At 33.1% G+C, this 14,989-nt stretch carries 12 protein-coding genes; 3 read left to right on the top strand and 9 right to left on the bottom strand.

The genetic code is table 11. The features are described from left to right. Positions 1-39 precede the first annotated feature (39 nt). Positions 40-1,137, bottom strand: coding sequence for a DNA-processing protein DprA (gene dprA, locus B3I31_RS07505; RefSeq protein ID WP_291059765.1), 1,098 nt, complete (start codon positions 1,135-1,137; stop codon positions 40-42). 88 nt (positions 1,138-1,225) lie between these two features. Between dprA and B3I31_RS07510 the strand changes: the two genes are divergently transcribed. Further along, positions 1,226-2,380: an SPOR domain-containing protein gene (locus B3I31_RS07510; protein ID WP_291059767.1), complete on the top strand. Its 1,155-nt coding sequence runs from the start codon at positions 1,226-1,228 to the stop codon at positions 2,378-2,380. 78 nt (positions 2,381-2,458) lie between these two features. Here B3I31_RS07510 and B3I31_RS07515 read toward each other — a convergent pair whose 3' ends face one another. From B3I31_RS07515 to B3I31_RS07530, 4 genes are all read right to left on the bottom strand, one after another. Next, the gene (locus tag B3I31_RS07515; RefSeq protein WP_291059769.1) at positions 2,459-3,907 is read right to left on the bottom strand and encodes a TolC family protein; all 1,449 of its coding nucleotides are present in this window, start codon (positions 3,905-3,907) and stop codon (positions 2,459-2,461) included. Continuing rightward, positions 3,900-7,067, bottom strand: a complete 3,168-nt coding sequence (locus B3I31_RS07520; RefSeq protein ID WP_286495287.1) for an efflux RND transporter permease subunit — start codon at positions 7,065-7,067, stop codon at positions 3,900-3,902. Before B3I31_RS07520 ends, B3I31_RS07515 begins: the two co-directional genes overlap by 8 nt. Positions 7,068-7,085: 18 nt before the next feature. Further along, positions 7,086-8,168: an efflux RND transporter periplasmic adaptor subunit gene (locus B3I31_RS07525; RefSeq protein ID WP_219034048.1), complete on the bottom strand. Its 1,083-nt coding sequence runs from the start codon at positions 8,166-8,168 to the stop codon at positions 7,086-7,088. A gap of 156 nt (positions 8,169-8,324) precedes the next feature. Further along, positions 8,325-8,720, bottom strand: coding sequence for a hypothetical protein (locus B3I31_RS07530; RefSeq protein WP_125349977.1), 396 nt, complete (start codon positions 8,718-8,720; stop codon positions 8,325-8,327). A gap of 180 nt (positions 8,721-8,900) precedes the next feature. Here B3I31_RS07530 and B3I31_RS07535 point away from each other — a divergent pair, with 180 nt between their 5' ends. Next, on the top strand, positions 8,901-9,422 hold the full coding sequence (locus tag B3I31_RS07535) for an acyl-CoA thioesterase (RefSeq protein ID WP_219034046.1): 522 nt from the start codon (positions 8,901-8,903) through the stop codon (positions 9,420-9,422). A 48-nt stretch (positions 9,423-9,470) separates the two neighbouring features. Here B3I31_RS07535 and B3I31_RS07540 read toward each other — a convergent pair whose 3' ends face one another. The 4 genes from B3I31_RS07540 to B3I31_RS07555 are packed head-to-tail and all read right to left on the bottom strand — an operon-like array spanning position 9,471 to position 13,107. Further along, on the bottom strand, positions 9,471-9,866 hold the full coding sequence (locus B3I31_RS07540; protein WP_038336752.1) for an acyl-CoA thioesterase: 396 nt from the start codon (positions 9,864-9,866) through the stop codon (positions 9,471-9,473). Beyond that, complete coding sequence (locus tag B3I31_RS07545; protein ID WP_219034045.1) at positions 9,847-10,851, bottom strand: Gfo/Idh/MocA family protein; 1,005 nt, start codon at positions 10,849-10,851, stop codon at positions 9,847-9,849. Before B3I31_RS07545 ends, B3I31_RS07540 begins: the two co-directional genes overlap by 20 nt. A 5-nt stretch (positions 10,852-10,856) precedes the next feature. After that, a complete protein-coding gene (locus B3I31_RS07550; RefSeq protein WP_286473826.1) occupies positions 10,857-12,518 on the bottom strand; it encodes a DUF6909 family protein in 1,662 nt (553 codons plus the stop codon). 10 nt (positions 12,519-12,528) lie between these two features. Next, on the bottom strand, positions 12,529-13,107 hold the full coding sequence (locus B3I31_RS07555; protein ID WP_038336749.1) for a DUF3109 family protein: 579 nt from the start codon (positions 13,105-13,107) through the stop codon (positions 12,529-12,531). Positions 13,108-13,178: 71 nt separating this feature from the next. Between B3I31_RS07555 and B3I31_RS07560 the strand changes: the two genes are divergently transcribed. After that, on the top strand, positions 13,179-14,930 hold the full coding sequence (locus B3I31_RS07560) for a 1-deoxy-D-xylulose-5-phosphate synthase (protein WP_291087843.1): 1,752 nt from the start codon (positions 13,179-13,181) through the stop codon (positions 14,928-14,930). The last annotated feature ends 59 nt before the right edge of the window (positions 14,931-14,989 follow it).

A 14,989-nucleotide genomic window follows, 5' to 3' on the forward strand; every position in this document is an offset into this window, starting at 1 on the left:
ATTTATAACAAAATAACTTGCTAAAAATTGTATTGCTTGTTACAATAAATCATAAAATTTACCTGGAAGAGTAGAAATTATTTGTTTCAATTCTAAATCTAATAAAGTTGGCATCAATTCGTAGGATTTCAAATTTAAGTCAAAAGACATTTTATCAATATGTTGTTTTCCATTGGTTTTTAGATAATTTACAATTAAATTTTCATCATCAGAAAACTCAATAAACAAATCTATTTGTTTTGGTTTCTTCTTCGAATTGAAGTTAAAATAATCAATAATATCTTTCGAATTTTCGACCAAATAAGCTTGATGAGATTTTATCAAATAATTACACCCAATACTCAACACATCCGTCGATTTTCCTGGTAAAGCAAATACTTCGCGATTATATTCATTTGCAAACTTCGCAGTCACCAAACTTCCTCCTTTAAAAGCAGACTCTACCACAATTGTAATATCCGACAAACCTGCAATAATCCTATTTCGTTGTAAAAATGCTTCAGGTGTAGCAATTTTAAAACTTGGTTGCTCCGTAATCCAACCTCCTTTTTGTAAAATTTGAATCGCAATTTTTTTGTGAGCTGCAGGATAAATTCGTTCAAAATTTGTTCCCATTACCGTCCATGTTACAACATTATTTTTAAGCGCATATGAATGTGCTTCAATATCGCAACCATACGCCAATCCACTCACAATTGTAACATCAAAATCAGCTAAACCTTCAATTAATTCAGTAATAAAATTTCGTCCATAATTGGTCATTTTTCGTGTTCCGACAATCGAAATCTTTTTATTACTGAGATGATTAAATTCTAAATTTCCTTTGCAAAAAATCACTAAAGGTGCATCAATACATTCTTTTAAGAATTGTGGATAAGCTTCATCATAAAAAGTTAAAATATTGATTTGATTATTTTTACAATATTCTATTTCGTTAAAAGCTAAATCTAACCATTTTTTATTTCCAAAATCTTTGCTTATTTGCTGTCCAATTCCCGAAATTTGCATCAAATCTTTTGGTTTACAATTCCAAGCAGCCTCTGCCGAACCAAAAAATTGAATAATTTTTCGAGCCGTGATATCGCCAATTCCTTTCTGGAAAGAAAGTGCTAAAATATATGGTAAATCGGTTTTCATTTTGTTAAATTATTAATATTAAACCAACTAAGAATAATTTTAAGTATTTATTTTTTGCTAAATCTAAAAAAAATGTTAATTTCGTAGTATGAGGTTAGAAGAGCATATTAGTCAATTATTATTTCAGCACGATTGTGTAATCGTTCCAAACTTTGGTGCGTTTATCTCAAACACTGCTAATGTGGCGTTTGACGAGCAAACAAACACATTTATTCCACCAAGAAAAGAGCTTTCTTTCAATACAACTTTAACAAAAAGTGATGGTGTTTTGGTGAATAAAATTGTAGAAGATGAGCCAATGTCTTTTGAAAATGCGCAAACATTTTTGAATGAACAAGTTTATTTTTGGCAAGAACATTTGAAATATGGAAAAGTTTTAACCTTACAAAATATCGGATCATTACAATTTAATGACGCTGGAAAAATTGACTTCAAACCAGAAAATGCTCAAAATTATTTCATTGCCGCTTACGGTCTTTCAAATTTACAAGCCAATTACATTTTAGATTCGTCTAAAACTAAAACCTCTAACAAACACATGTCAAAATTTTTAGCCGCAGCCTCATTAATTCCCATTATTGTTGGTGGCTTCCTATATTTTAATACGCCGCAACCCGTGCAAGAATTCGTAACGGAGCAATGGAGCGGTTTGGTTTTACCAATGATTGGTAAAGATGACGCAACCAAAACTGAAAAACCTACAGTGCAATACGATGTGTATAATATGCCACAAACGATTGCTGAGCCTTCTTTGGTTGAATATCAAATTGCCGAAACCGTAACGAAAACAGATACAATTGAAACGCCTAAAAAAGTTGAAATTACAGTTGTAAAGGAAACAAAACTGAATGAGACTGAAAAGGAAATTACCGCAATTGTAAAGGAAAAACCTTCGACAAAAGAAGTTGTAAAAACAGAAACAAAAAAATTAACGAAAGTTGAAGCTCCTAAAACAGCTGAAAAGAAAGTTGAGGACAAAAAAGAAATTGCAACTAAAACAACTGCAAAATCTAACAATAAAAAATATCAAGTAATTGCGGCTTCGCTAAAACGTCAAGAAGATGCTGATCGTTTGGTTGGAGAATTGAAAAAACAAGGTTATAAAGATGCTGGAGTTTCTTATGTAAAAGGTCGCTATTATTATGTTACATATAGCAGCTTCAATAACATAGAAGATGCGCAAAAATATATGAATGATGTGAATAAAAAGTCTCCTGGAACTTGGGTTAGAACTGAAAATTAAATCATTTTTCAATACAATATATATCGAAATAAGCTGCCCAAAAGGCAGCTTATTTCTTTGTTAGAATGAATATGAAAACTAGTTCCAGCCACCACCTAAACTTTTGTATATAGCGACAACTGTACTTAATTGTTTTTCTTTTGTTTCTATTAATTCCATTTTTGCATCTAATAAATCACGTTGAGTTGTTAACACTTCTAGATAATTTGCTCGATTATTTTTGAACAACTGATTCGCAATATCAATAGATTCTACAAGTGCTTTCGCCTGTTTATCTTTGTACGAATAACTTTGTTCTAAATTATTAATCTTCGACATTTGATTTGACACTTCTAAATACGCATTTAAAATTGTTTTATCATATTCGTACAATGCTTGTATTTGATGAGCATTTGCTGTATTAAACTCCGCTTTTATCGCACTTTTATTTATCAAAGGTGCAGCTAATTCTCCTGCCAATGAATACAAAATTGACTCTGGCATTTTTACCAAATAAGATGGTTTAAACGCATTTAGTCCTAAAGCCGCAGAAATATTAAGCGACGGATAAAACTCTGCACGAGCCACTTTCACATCTAAAGCAGAAGCTTTTAATTCTAATTCTGCTTGCTTGATATCAGGACGATTTGATAATAATTCAGACGGAATTCCTGCATGCATTGTTTGCGGAATCAAATCCATAAAAGACGAACCATCACGTTTTATCATTTGCGGATATCTACCCAATAATGCATTAATTCTATTCTCAGTTTCTGTGATATCTTGTTTAATATTAAACTCTTCACTTTCAGATTTTAATAATTCTGCTTCAAATTTTTTCACCGCTAATTCTGTTTCACGAGCAGCTTCCTTTTGAATTTTTACCACACGCAGTGATTCTTTTTGCAATTCAATATTTCGATGAATTAACTCCAATTGACTATCTAAAGACAATAATTCATAATAAGACGATGCGATCTCTGAAATTAAATTTGTCAAAACAAAATTCTTTCCTTCTACCGTTGATAAATATCGCGCAATCGAAGCATCTTTCGAATTACGTAATTTTTTCCAAATATCAACTTCCCAATCAGCGCTCAATCCAATCGCATAATCCATCAAAGGATCAGGCATTTCTTTCCCGGGTTTTATCTCAGTCGAAGCATCACCAGCACCTTGACTTGTATAACGACCAACTTTCTCAACTCCAATTCCTGCATTTGCTGAAACATTTGGCGATAATTTTCCGTTTTTGTACAACACTTCATTTTTAGAAATCTCAATTTCTTGAAGTGTAATCATCAATTCTTGGTTATTTTTTAACGCTTCTTCAATCAAAACGACCAAATTTGGATCAGTAAAAAATTGTTTCCAAGGCGTCAACCCAGAACTTGGTGCATCATCATTTTGCACATTTTGATAAGCTTCTGGAATTTTTGGTGCTTGATGATTTTCAATCTCTTTGCTTACCGCAGGAGCTTTACAGCTCCAAATCATTGTTCCAAAAAGACTTATTGCAATTATATTTTTTAAACTATTTTTATTCATCTTCCGTGATTTCTTCTGTTAAAGGATTTTCATCTTCATATTTCACCAATTGCATTTTATCCGCCAAAGCGCCAAACGCAACATATAAACCGGGTACAATAAACAACCCGAAAATAGTTCCGAACAACATTCCGCCTGCAGCAGCAGTACCAATTGTTCTATTTCCTACTGCTCCCGGACCAGAAGCAATAACCAACGGAATAAGACCTGCAATAAACGCAAATGATGTCATCAAAATTGGACGGAAACGAACACCCGCACCTTCAATCGCTGATTTTACAATTGATAAACCTTCGTTATGTTTTTGTACTGCAAACTCAATAATCAACACCGCATTTTTACCGAGAAGTCCAATCAACATCACCATTGCAACTTGTGCATAAATATTATTTTCTAATCCTAATAATTTCAAGAAGAAAAATGCTCCGAAAATCCCTGTTGGTAGTGAAATGATAACTGGTAAAGGCAAAATAAAACTTTCGTATTGTGCTGCTAAAATCATGTAAACGAAAATTAAACAAATGGCGAAAATAATCACTGCTTCATTTCCACGAGAAACCTCATCTTTCGATATTCCTGCCCAATCAATTCCAAAACCACGAGGCAAAGTATTCTTAGCTACTTCATTAATCGCTGCAATCGCTTGTCCACTACTATAACCAGAAGCTGGCGTACCACTAATTTCTGCTGCATTATACATATTGTGACGCGTAATTTCTGATAAACCATATACTTTTTCAATTTTCATGAAAGCTGAATATGGAACCATTTCACCTTGATCATTTTTCACATACAATTTCAATAAATCTTCCGGTAGCGCACGATATTCTGGCGAAGCTTGTACCATCACTTTATAAGGTCGGTCAAATTTGATGAAACTTGTTTCGTAATTAGAACCAACTAATGTTGATAAATTATCCATCGCATTTTCGATCGAAACTCCTTTTTGTTCGGCAATATCATTATCAATTTTCAAGACATATTGAGGAAAGGAAGCACTATAAAATGTGAATACAGAGCTCAATTCTGGACGACGAGTTAATTCTTTTATAAAATCACGGCTCACTTCTTCCATTTTATGATAATCTCCACTACCCGCTTTATCCAATAATCTCAACTCGAAACCTCCTGCAGCTCCATATCCAGGAACAGATGGTGGTTGAAAATATTCGATATTCGCACCATTAATATTTCCAGCTTTTTCTTCTAATTCTTTGATGATTTCTTCCGCAGACTTAGAACGTTCGTCCCAACTTTTCAAGTTAATTAAACAAGTTCCAGAGTTTGCTCCTGTACCTTCTGTCAAAATCTCATAACCAGCCAAAGATGAAACTGATGAAACGCCATCAATTCCTTCCGCTATTTTTTGTAATTTTTGAGAAACTTCATTCGTTCTTTCTAACGTAGAACCTGGAGGTGTTTGAATAATTGCATAAAACATTCCTTGGTCTTCGTTTGGAATAAATCCAGAAGGCAAACTATTATTCAAAAAGAAAACTCCAGCGCAAAATGCAAGTAAAATTCCGAATGTAACAGTTCGTTTGTTAACTGTTTTGGTTAAAACTTTTTCGTATTTAAAAGAACCTTTGTTGAACAAATTATTAAACTTCAACAAAAATTTATTTAGCATCGTTTTCTTTCTTGGTTGATTATGATTATTTTTCAAAATCATTGCACACAAAGCTGGTGTAAGCGTTAAGGCAACAATTCCTGATAAAATAATTGATGTTGCCATCGTAATCGAAAATTGACGATAAAAAATTCCAACTGGACCAGACATAAACGCAACTGGAATAAAAACAGCTGCCATTACAAATGTGATTGCTATAATTGCTCCACTAATTTCGCGCATCGCTTCTTCCGTCGCTCGTAAAGGCGAGAGATTTTTCTCTTCCATCTTGGCGTGGACAGCCTCTATCACCACAATCGCATCATCGACGACAACTCCAATCGCCATAACTAAGGCAAATAATGAAATCAAGTTTAATGTAATTCCAAAGAAACTCATTAACGCAAAAGTTCCGACCAAAGAAACAGGAACCGCCAACGCAGGAATCAATGTAGAACGCCAGTCACCTAAGAATAAAAACACAACAATCCCAACTAAAACGAAAGCTTCAAAAAGTGTATGTACCACTTTTTCCATTGAAGCATCTAAGAATTTCGAAACGTCATATGAAATCTCGTAATCCATTCCTTTTGGTAAATTATTCTCTTTAAGATCAGCCATTAATGCTTTGATATTTTTAATCACTTCACTCGCATTACTTCCGTACGATTGTTTTATCACAATTGCGGCAGAAGGTTTTCCGTTCAATGTTGAGTAAATATCATACATCGAACTTCCGAATTCTATATCAGCAACATCTTTTAAACGTAAGATTTCTCCATCAGGATTTGCTCTTAAAATGATGTTTCCATATTGTTCTTTTGTGTTATATCGACCTGAATATTTTAATACATATTCAAAAGCTTCTGAACGTTTTCCAGAACTTTCCCCTGTTTTCCCTGGCGAAGCTTCAATACTTTGTTCATCCAACGCTTTCATCACATCATCCGCAGAAATATTATAGGCTTGCATTCTATCTGGTTTTAACCAAACACGCATTGCATATTCTCGGTTTCCTAAAATATCTGCATCTCCAACTCCATTAATACGTTTCAACTCAGATAAAATATTGATATCTGCATAATTATATAAAAATTGTTGGTCAGCTTTTGGATCGTTACTGTACAAGTTAATGTACATCAACATGTTTGATTCTTCGCGTGTAATTTTCACTCCTTCGCGAACTACTAAAGGCGGAAGTTTATTGACAACCGAAGAAACACGGTTTTGCACATTTACAGCTGCAATATTGGGATCAGTTCCTAAATCAAATATCACTTGAATAGACGCTTCACCGTCATTCCCAGCATCAGATGTAATATATTTCATTCCTGGAACACCATTTAGCGCACGTTCTAATGGAATTACCACCGATTTGATTAATAATTCATTATTTGCACCCGGATATTCCGCTGTAATATTCACCTTTGGTGGCGAAATTGAAGGGAACTGCGTTACGGGTAATTTGACTAATGATAGAATTCCTAAGAAAACTATAATCAACGAAATGACAATCGATAGAACGGGTCTTCGAATAAATTTATCAAACATAACTTTGAATTTTTTAGATTAGTTTGATTTTAATTTCAACGATGAAAGAACTTTTCTTGGTGCAATAAATTTCGTTTTGATTTTATCATCATCTTTCACTTTCTGAACACCCTCTAACAAAATATTATCTTTCTCCGAAAGTCCGCTTTCTACCACATAAACATCAGGCATTTCTAGACCAATCGTGATATTTCTCGATTTGACAACACCATTTTTATCTACTACAAAAACATAGGTTTTATCTTGAATTTCGTAGGTTGCTTTTTGTGGAATTAATAAAGCATCATGTAACGGAACTGTCATTTTTACTTTCCCTGTTTCACCATTTCTTAACAGATGATTTGGATTTGCAAAACGTGCACGAAACGCAATATTTCCTGTTTCGTTGTTAAATTCTCCTTCTATCGTTTCTACCAAACCTTTTTCTGGTAAAGGTTTATTATTCGCCATAATCAACGAAACTTGTTTATTCGCTCTATCTTGAATATTTGTTTGATAATCTAAATATTCAGGTTCAGAAACGTTGAAATAAGCAAACATTGATGAGTTATCAGATAAATTTGTTAATAACATTCCTTCGTCAATCAAGCTTCCCAATTTCATAGGAATTCTATCAATAACACCAGAAAATGGTGCACGAATATCTGTAAATGATAAATGTAATTGAGCCAATTGCATTTCTGCTTTCGATTTTTCTAATCGTGCTTGCGCAATGGCTTTTTCGTTCTTAGAAACGACATTATTATCAGCCAAAGTTGCTGAATTTTGTAATTCAATTTGTGCCTCTTTTACCTCAGCTTTCGATTTTAAATATTCGGCTTGATACATCGAAGGCATAATGCGAAACAACAATTGACCAGCTTGTACATGTTGACCTTCATCCACAAAAACTTTTTGCAAATAACCTTTTTCTTGCGCACGAATTTCGATGTTTCGTACCGATTGAATTTGGGCTACATAATCCTTATCTACAATCGTATCCATTTTGATTGGCGTTGTGATTGGATAATCTTTCACTTCTTCTTTTTCCTGTTTTTTTGATGAACAACTTGTTGTCAACAATACAGTACTTAGAGCTACAAATAATGCGACTCTTTTCATAATTCTTCTAACTATTAAATGTAAAATTTGATGAAATGGATTTCTTGGCAGAAGTAGTTTTACCAAAAAATATTACATACAAAAATTGGTTAACATTCAGCTATTCATGAACTGAACACTAATTTTTGGTGTAATTTTAAAAATTTAAGAAATCAATCAAATTCTGATTGTACGTAACAAAATGTACTTACAACTCGAAAATTTGATGGTTTTATTGTAGAAGATGTGCTTCTTTCTTAAACCTTGAATCATAAAGTTTAAAACCAGAACAACACTTAATAGTTTGATACAAGTTTCTAAATCGATTTTGTTTGATGTCTGAAAATCATCATCAATCGTTTCGATACTTGGATTAAATTCTTGAAATTGATTTGAATTTGAAGTTTTAGAAAATTTAGTTTCAACAATTTTACTTGCGTGATAAATATGTGTATTATCGTTAACAACTGTCTGCGAAGTTAAATTTCCTTGAAAATGTTGAGTACCCGCAAACACTTTAGTTTCCGCAAAAAATAGCAGAAATAAAGCAGACAGCAAGTATGTGATAAACATTTTCATAATTCTGTTCAAATGTAAGACTTGAAATAATACAATAATCTATATTAACATTTTTTAACTATAAAATTTTATTGATTTAATAAAAAACTCAATTACAAATACTTAACACAACGATAATAACTGTTTCAAAACTCGAATATTTTGTTGAAATTTGCACCCAACAAACAAAAGTTTATGGCGAAAGCAAAAACAGCAAAAGAGTCGTTAGCAGTAATGACAAACTTGGTTTTACCGAATGAAACCAACAACTTAGGAAACATGTTCGGAGGCGAATTATTGGCTTCTATGGACAGAATTTCTTCTATTTCTGCGAAAATGCATGGTGGAAGTTTTTTGGTTGTAACAGCAAGTGTCAATCACGTTGCGTTTAACATTCCGATTCCGATGGGAAGTACAGTGAAGTTAGAATCTAAAGTAACTCGCGCATTCAAATCATCGATGGAAGTGTATGTTGATGTCTATGTTTACGATTACGAAAATTGTGTTTATAACCAAACAAATAGCGGTATTTATACATTTGTAGCCGTTGATAATGATAATAAACCTGTTCAAGTCCCTGAATTAATTCCAGAATCTGAACAAGAAATCGAGCGTTATGAAGCTGCTTTGCGTCGTAAACAATTAAGTTTGATTTTGGCTGGCAGAATGAATCCTGCTGATGCACACGAATTAAAATCGTTGTTTATTACAGAATAAAATAAAAAAGTCGAAACAATGTTTCGACTTTTTTATTGATATAATTTTTTAACCTTTTCCAGCTAAACGATCCACCACATATTCTATTTGTGTTTTCCCGTGTGGTTTTGGTTTTCCTTCTGCATCTAAATTTACCATCGTAATTCGATCGACTGTAATAATGGTTTCATGCGTCATTTTGTTACGTACTTCGCATTGTAAAACCAATGAAGTTGTTCCAAATTTCACCACTTCAATTCCAATTTCTACAATATCACCTTCACGAGCCGAAGCCATAAAGTTGATTTCCGACATATATTTGGTCACAACATGCGAATTTTCTAATTGCACAATGCTATACAACGCCGCTTCTTCATCAATCCAAGCCAAAAGCTTTCCTCCAAAAAGTGTTTTGTTTGGGTTAAGATCTTCTGGTTTTACCCATTTACGAGTGTGAAATTTCATAGTTTTCTATTTTAAGTTCTTGCTTATTTTCTGTTGCCAAATGATTCGCATCCGAAATAAACTTGACTAAATTTACAGCATATTTTCCATCTAACAAAGATTCATTATGACGGATTAACGCGTCAGAAATTTCGGCAATGGCGTTAGGATGAAAATTCTTTTGTTCAGTAGAAATTTTGTTTGAACAACACACATTTTTTAAATCAGAATAAATCATTTGATTAAGATATTGATCTCCAATCTTTATTGTTCCTTTTTCAGCAATAAGCGTGATATTACTTTCGAAATTTTTATTGAAAACTGACGTTGTATAAATCATATGTCCGATTGCTCCATCGGCAGTAAAATCAACACAACCCGAATCATCAAATTCTGTCACTTCTTGATGCGTAAAATTGAAACTTTTTGAATTTGTACAAATTACCTCATCAAACCAAAAATTCATGATATCAACAAAATGCGAAAATTGAGTAAATAAAACACCTCCATCCATTTCTTGGTTTCCGTGCCATTCACGCAACTTGTAATAATTCTTGTTACGATTCCAATAGCAATTAATATTCACCATGAAAATTTTCCCTAATGAATTATTATCTATCAAATTCTTTACATATTGCACAACTGGAGAAAAACGAAGCTGCATCGACGTAAAAACTCTAAGTTTCTTTTCGTCAGCAACTTTCAGTATTTCAGTAATATCTTCTACAGTTAATGCAATTGGTTTTTCAATCAAAACATTTTTTCCCGCTTTTAAACAACGAATCGCATGTTCGCGGTGCAAACCATTTGGCGTAGCAATCACAACAACATCAGTTTCTTGATCTTCGTTCAGAAAACTTTCAAGTGTTGAATAACCTTTGAAAGGTAAATCTTCTGGTAAATTGAAATCAATCACCGAAATTAATTGTGCGTTTTCCGTTTCCTCTATTGCTTGTTGATGTACACGTCCAATATGACCGTAGCCTAAAATGGAAAAATTCTTCATTGAATTTATTTAATAATTTTTTCTAATATCTTTTGTGTGATTAGATATGTTGGTTTTACACCTGTTAATCCTAAACCACCAGAAGCCAATGTACTTCCTGTTTCTAGAGGATTATCTGAAGCGTAATATGCATACATTACTTTAACATCTTTATCGATGTGATGTCTAATTTTTGATGCAACCTGAATTGCTTTTTGGTAATGCGCTCCTTCCATTTCTAATCCAATTGCTTGGAAAGACGAATTTTTGAAATATTCTAAAACGTCTTTATTTTGTAATGATGTTCCTAAAACTGAAATCATTGGTCCTTCGTAAACACCTAAACCTTGACCTTCGAAATCAGCAGCAGTTAATTCGTTATCAAAAACATAATTATCTGTAGTTCCTTCGAAAACATGTGCTGTAGCAATCATAATATCACCTTTATTTCCTTCTAAAATTCCAGCTTTACCCATAATCGCAACAGATTTTACATTCATTTTGAATTTTACATCTCCAACTTTGTATGGTTTCAACAATTCATCCATCGCCTCGAATGCTTGCTCACCAAAAGCATAATCCATCACAATAATCACCTCATTGTTCTTATCTTTTGCATAAGAAAATGCAGAATTAGCAATGTTTACTTTAGATAAATCAATAATTTGAACATCGATATTTGTTCCTGATTGATCTTTGATGTAAACTAAACCATTCTGTTGTGTGTAATCATTTAACGAATCGCGCAACATTTTGTTGTTTGCTGCACTCAAATCTTCGTAAATTTCTACTCCATCATTTTTATATTTTCTTTTCAATCCATCATACGCATACAACATGTTAGACACACTGTGCATATTAGCAGAAATGATGTGAATGTTTTTATCTTGAAGATTATTTTCGAATAATACACGTTTGATTTCATTCGCCCATTTTTCTCCAATCATATGATGACCAATCGATTCACGTAAAGTTGATGTAAATGTAATTTCACGTTTCTTAGTTCCGATACGATCTTGTTGACTTGTGTAACCCATCCAATAAACTACACGGAAAAAATAATCTTTGTCGTCTGCTTTACTGAAATAATGATGAATTTCTTGTGTTTCTTCAAACGTTCTTCCTAAAATAGTCGATAAATGCATCAAAGCAACTTCACGTTCTTTTCGAGAAATTTCAACTTCATTGAATACAACATTTTCAATAAATTCCCACGCTCTACTTTTAGAAAGTGTTTCATTACTGAATGCTCTATTTCTGATTTTATCCGCCTCATTGTATAAAAACGTTAAGTGCGTCAACACATCATAGATATCAGAACGACCGCGAGAAATCTCGATATTCATTTGATCATCATCAATTCTATAGCAAAAACGACGACGTTTTGCAGGAATAATTGGTGTGAAAATAGAACGATCATAGCCTTCGTCAGATGTAAAAGACACATAAGGTGTTTCTACGATTCCTTCTGGTAAACGATCTAAAACGTACATTAATCCGCTTAATTCTACTTTGTTTGGATCTGTCATTGATCCGTAGATTTCTGGATTAATTTCGAATAATAAATTTCTTAATATTTTTCCAGGCGCACCAGATGGACGGTACACTCCTCTATGAAATAAATGACGCATAGAGATATATAATCTTTCAATAGCGTCAGTAGATCTTCTTGCTCTTGTTATTGACATAATAATTTTTTTACTTTTTTTGGTTGTTTAATTCTTGTTGAATGGCCATTAATTCATCGTACCATTCTTGTCCAAATTTTCGGACTAACGAATCTTTTGCAAATGTTGCAACATTCACTTTCAATTCTTTTCCTAAGGTACAAGCATCCGAGCAGATATCCCATACATCATAGTTAACAGAAGTGAAATTTGAATATTCCTTAACACGAACTGGATACAAATGACAAGAAATTGGTTTTTTGTAATCGACCTTTCCATCTTCGTATGCTTTTTCAATACCGCATTTTGAAAAACCATTTTCTTCGAAAACTAAATAGGCACATTCGCGATTATTGACTAATGGAGTTACCCAATCGCCATCAGTATCCATTGTGTACTTACCTTCTTGCTCAATCACCGCAATTCCTTCGGGACGCAAATAAGGTTTTACATCTTCATAAATATCGTCTAATACAGTTAGTTCGTCATCATTCAAAGGCGCTCCTGCGTCACCTTCTACACAACAAATCCCTTTACATTTGTTCAGATTACAAACAAAATCTTCATTTAGTAGTTCTTCAGATACAAGGGTTTTTCCTATTTGGAACATGTTACATTAAATTTTGTAACATGCAAAGGTACGGAAAATTCCTCAGAAAAATGTATTTTTGTAAAAGAATAATGGATAATCTACTTTCAAAAATCAATCATCCTAAGGAACTTAGGACTTTTGAAGCGTCTCAATTAACTGCTTTAGCTCACGAGATGCGCGAGTTTATTTTGGATACTTTGAGTGTAAAACCAGGACATTTAGGTGCTAGTTTGGGTGTGATTGAATTAACGATTGCACTACATTATCACTACAATACACCAAAAGATTTGTTGATTTGGGATGTAGGTCATCAATGTTATCCTCATAAAATTTTGACAGGTCGTCAAAAAATTTTCGATTCACTTCGTCAAAAAGATGGTATTTCCGGTTTTCCTACACGTATAGAAAGTGAGTTTGATACATTTGGAACGGGACATTCTTCTACCTCTATTTCAGCAATTGTTGGGATGGCAACTGCGGATAAAATTAATCAAATCAATAGAAAACACATTGCAATTATTGGTGATGCATCGATTACTTCTGGAATGAGTTTAGAAGCATTAAATCATCTTGGATCGACAGATTTGGATGTTTTAGTGATTTTGAATGATAATGATATCGGAATTGATCCTTCGGTTGGTGGTTTGAAAAAACATTTTAAATCATTAGAAAATCAATCCGAAAATCTCTTTAGCAATTTCGGTTTAAATTTTATTGGAACAATTGATGGACACAATTTTGATGAATTATTGAATGCTTTCAATAAAACTGATTCAATCAAAGGTCCGAAAGTTTTACACATCAAAACAATAAAAGGAAAAGGTTACGAACAAGCCGAAATCGATCAAGTAAAATGGCATGCTCCAGGTTTGTTTGATAAAGAAACGGGCGAAATAAAATCGAAGAAAAAAGAAAAATCGTATCAAGATGTTTTTGGTGAAACCATGCATCAATTACTTGAAGAAAATTCACAAATCGTTGCGATAACGCCTGCAATGTTAACAGGAAGTAATTTGGTAAAGTGTCATCAAGATTTCCCCGAACGTGTTTTTGATGTTGGAATTGCAGAACAACATGCAGTAACTTTTGCTGCTGGTCTGGCGACGCAAAATACCATTCCGTATTGTGTGATTTATTCGACATTTTTACAACGTGCGTACGACCAAGTCATTCACGATGTAGCGTTACAGAATCTGCCTGTTGTATTTTGTATTGATCGTGCAGGATTCGTTGGTACAGACGGCGCGACGCATCATGGTTATTTTGACATTGCTTATTTGCGCGAAATTCCGAATATGATTGTGTCTTCGCCTCGAAACGAAAAAGATTTCAAAAATCTATTGTACACAGCGCAGTTTACAACTCAACCTTTTGCAATTCGTTATCCAAAAAATAATATTCAAACAAGCAATTTTAAAGTCAAAAAAATAGAAATTGGTCAATCTGAAATTATTTTTGAAGGAAATCAACTAGCAATTCTTTCGACTGGATTAATTAGTTCTCGAATTGAAGAAATTATCATTCAAAATCATCTTCAAGATAAAGTTGCTTTGATTGATTTTCCATTTATCAAACCTTTGGATGAATCTCGCTTAAAAGCTATTTCATTAAAATATTCTACCATTCTAACTTTTGAAGATGGAATAAAAAAAGGTGGTTTCGGAAGTGGAATTTTAGAGTTTTTAAACTCTATTCATTACAAAGGAAATATCACAATTAATGGATATCCGGACGAATTTATCGAACATGCTTCGATTTCTGAATTAGAAAAAATGGTTGGTTTAGATGATTCATCAATATTAGAAATGCTTTTTTCTTACCTAAAAATTCAACAATCCTAAAAATTAATAATTTTCGGTACGAGAGTTGTTATAGCTTTCTCTAATTTATAAAACACAAC

It is taken from the genome of Empedobacter sp. UBA3475, assembly GCF_002378465.1.
Classification (GTDB): Bacteria; Bacteroidota; Bacteroidia; order Flavobacteriales; family Weeksellaceae; genus Empedobacter; species Empedobacter falsenii_B.

Bases quoted from the DNA above. Each gene is read 5' to 3' on its own strand.
- dprA (WP_291059765.1), bottom strand. From the start codon at position 1,137: ATGAAAACCGATTTACCATATATTTTAGCACTTTCTTTCCAGAAAGGA.
- B3I31_RS07520 (WP_286495287.1), bottom strand. From the start codon at position 7,067: ATGTTTGATAAATTTATTCGAAGACCCGTTCTATCGATTGTCATTTCG.
- B3I31_RS07560 (WP_291087843.1), top strand. From the start codon at position 13,179: ATGGATAATCTACTTTCAAAAATCAATCATCCTAAGGAACTTAGGACT.
- B3I31_RS07535 (WP_219034046.1), top strand. From the start codon at position 8,901: ATGGCGAAAGCAAAAACAGCAAAAGAGTCGTTAGCAGTAATGACAAAC.
- B3I31_RS07515 (WP_291059769.1), bottom strand. From the start codon at position 3,907: ATGAATAAAAATAGTTTAAAAAATATAATTGCAATAAGTCTTTTTGGA.
- B3I31_RS07510 (WP_291059767.1), top strand. From the start codon at position 1,226: ATGAGGTTAGAAGAGCATATTAGTCAATTATTATTTCAGCACGATTGT.
- B3I31_RS07525 (WP_219034048.1), bottom strand. From the start codon at position 8,168: ATGAAAAGAGTCGCATTATTTGTAGCTCTAAGTACTGTATTGTTGACA.
- B3I31_RS07530 (WP_125349977.1), bottom strand. From the start codon at position 8,720: ATGTTTATCACATACTTGCTGTCTGCTTTATTTCTGCTATTTTTTGCG.
- B3I31_RS07545 (WP_219034045.1), bottom strand. From the start codon at position 10,851: ATGAAGAATTTTTCCATTTTAGGCTACGGTCATATTGGACGTGTACAT.
- B3I31_RS07550 (WP_286473826.1), bottom strand. From the start codon at position 12,518: ATGTCAATAACAAGAGCAAGAAGATCTACTGACGCTATTGAAAGATTA.
- B3I31_RS07555 (WP_038336749.1), bottom strand. From the start codon at position 13,107: ATGTTCCAAATAGGAAAAACCCTTGTATCTGAAGAACTACTAAATGAA.
- B3I31_RS07540 (WP_038336752.1), bottom strand. From the start codon at position 9,866: ATGAAATTTCACACTCGTAAATGGGTAAAACCAGAAGATCTTAACCCA.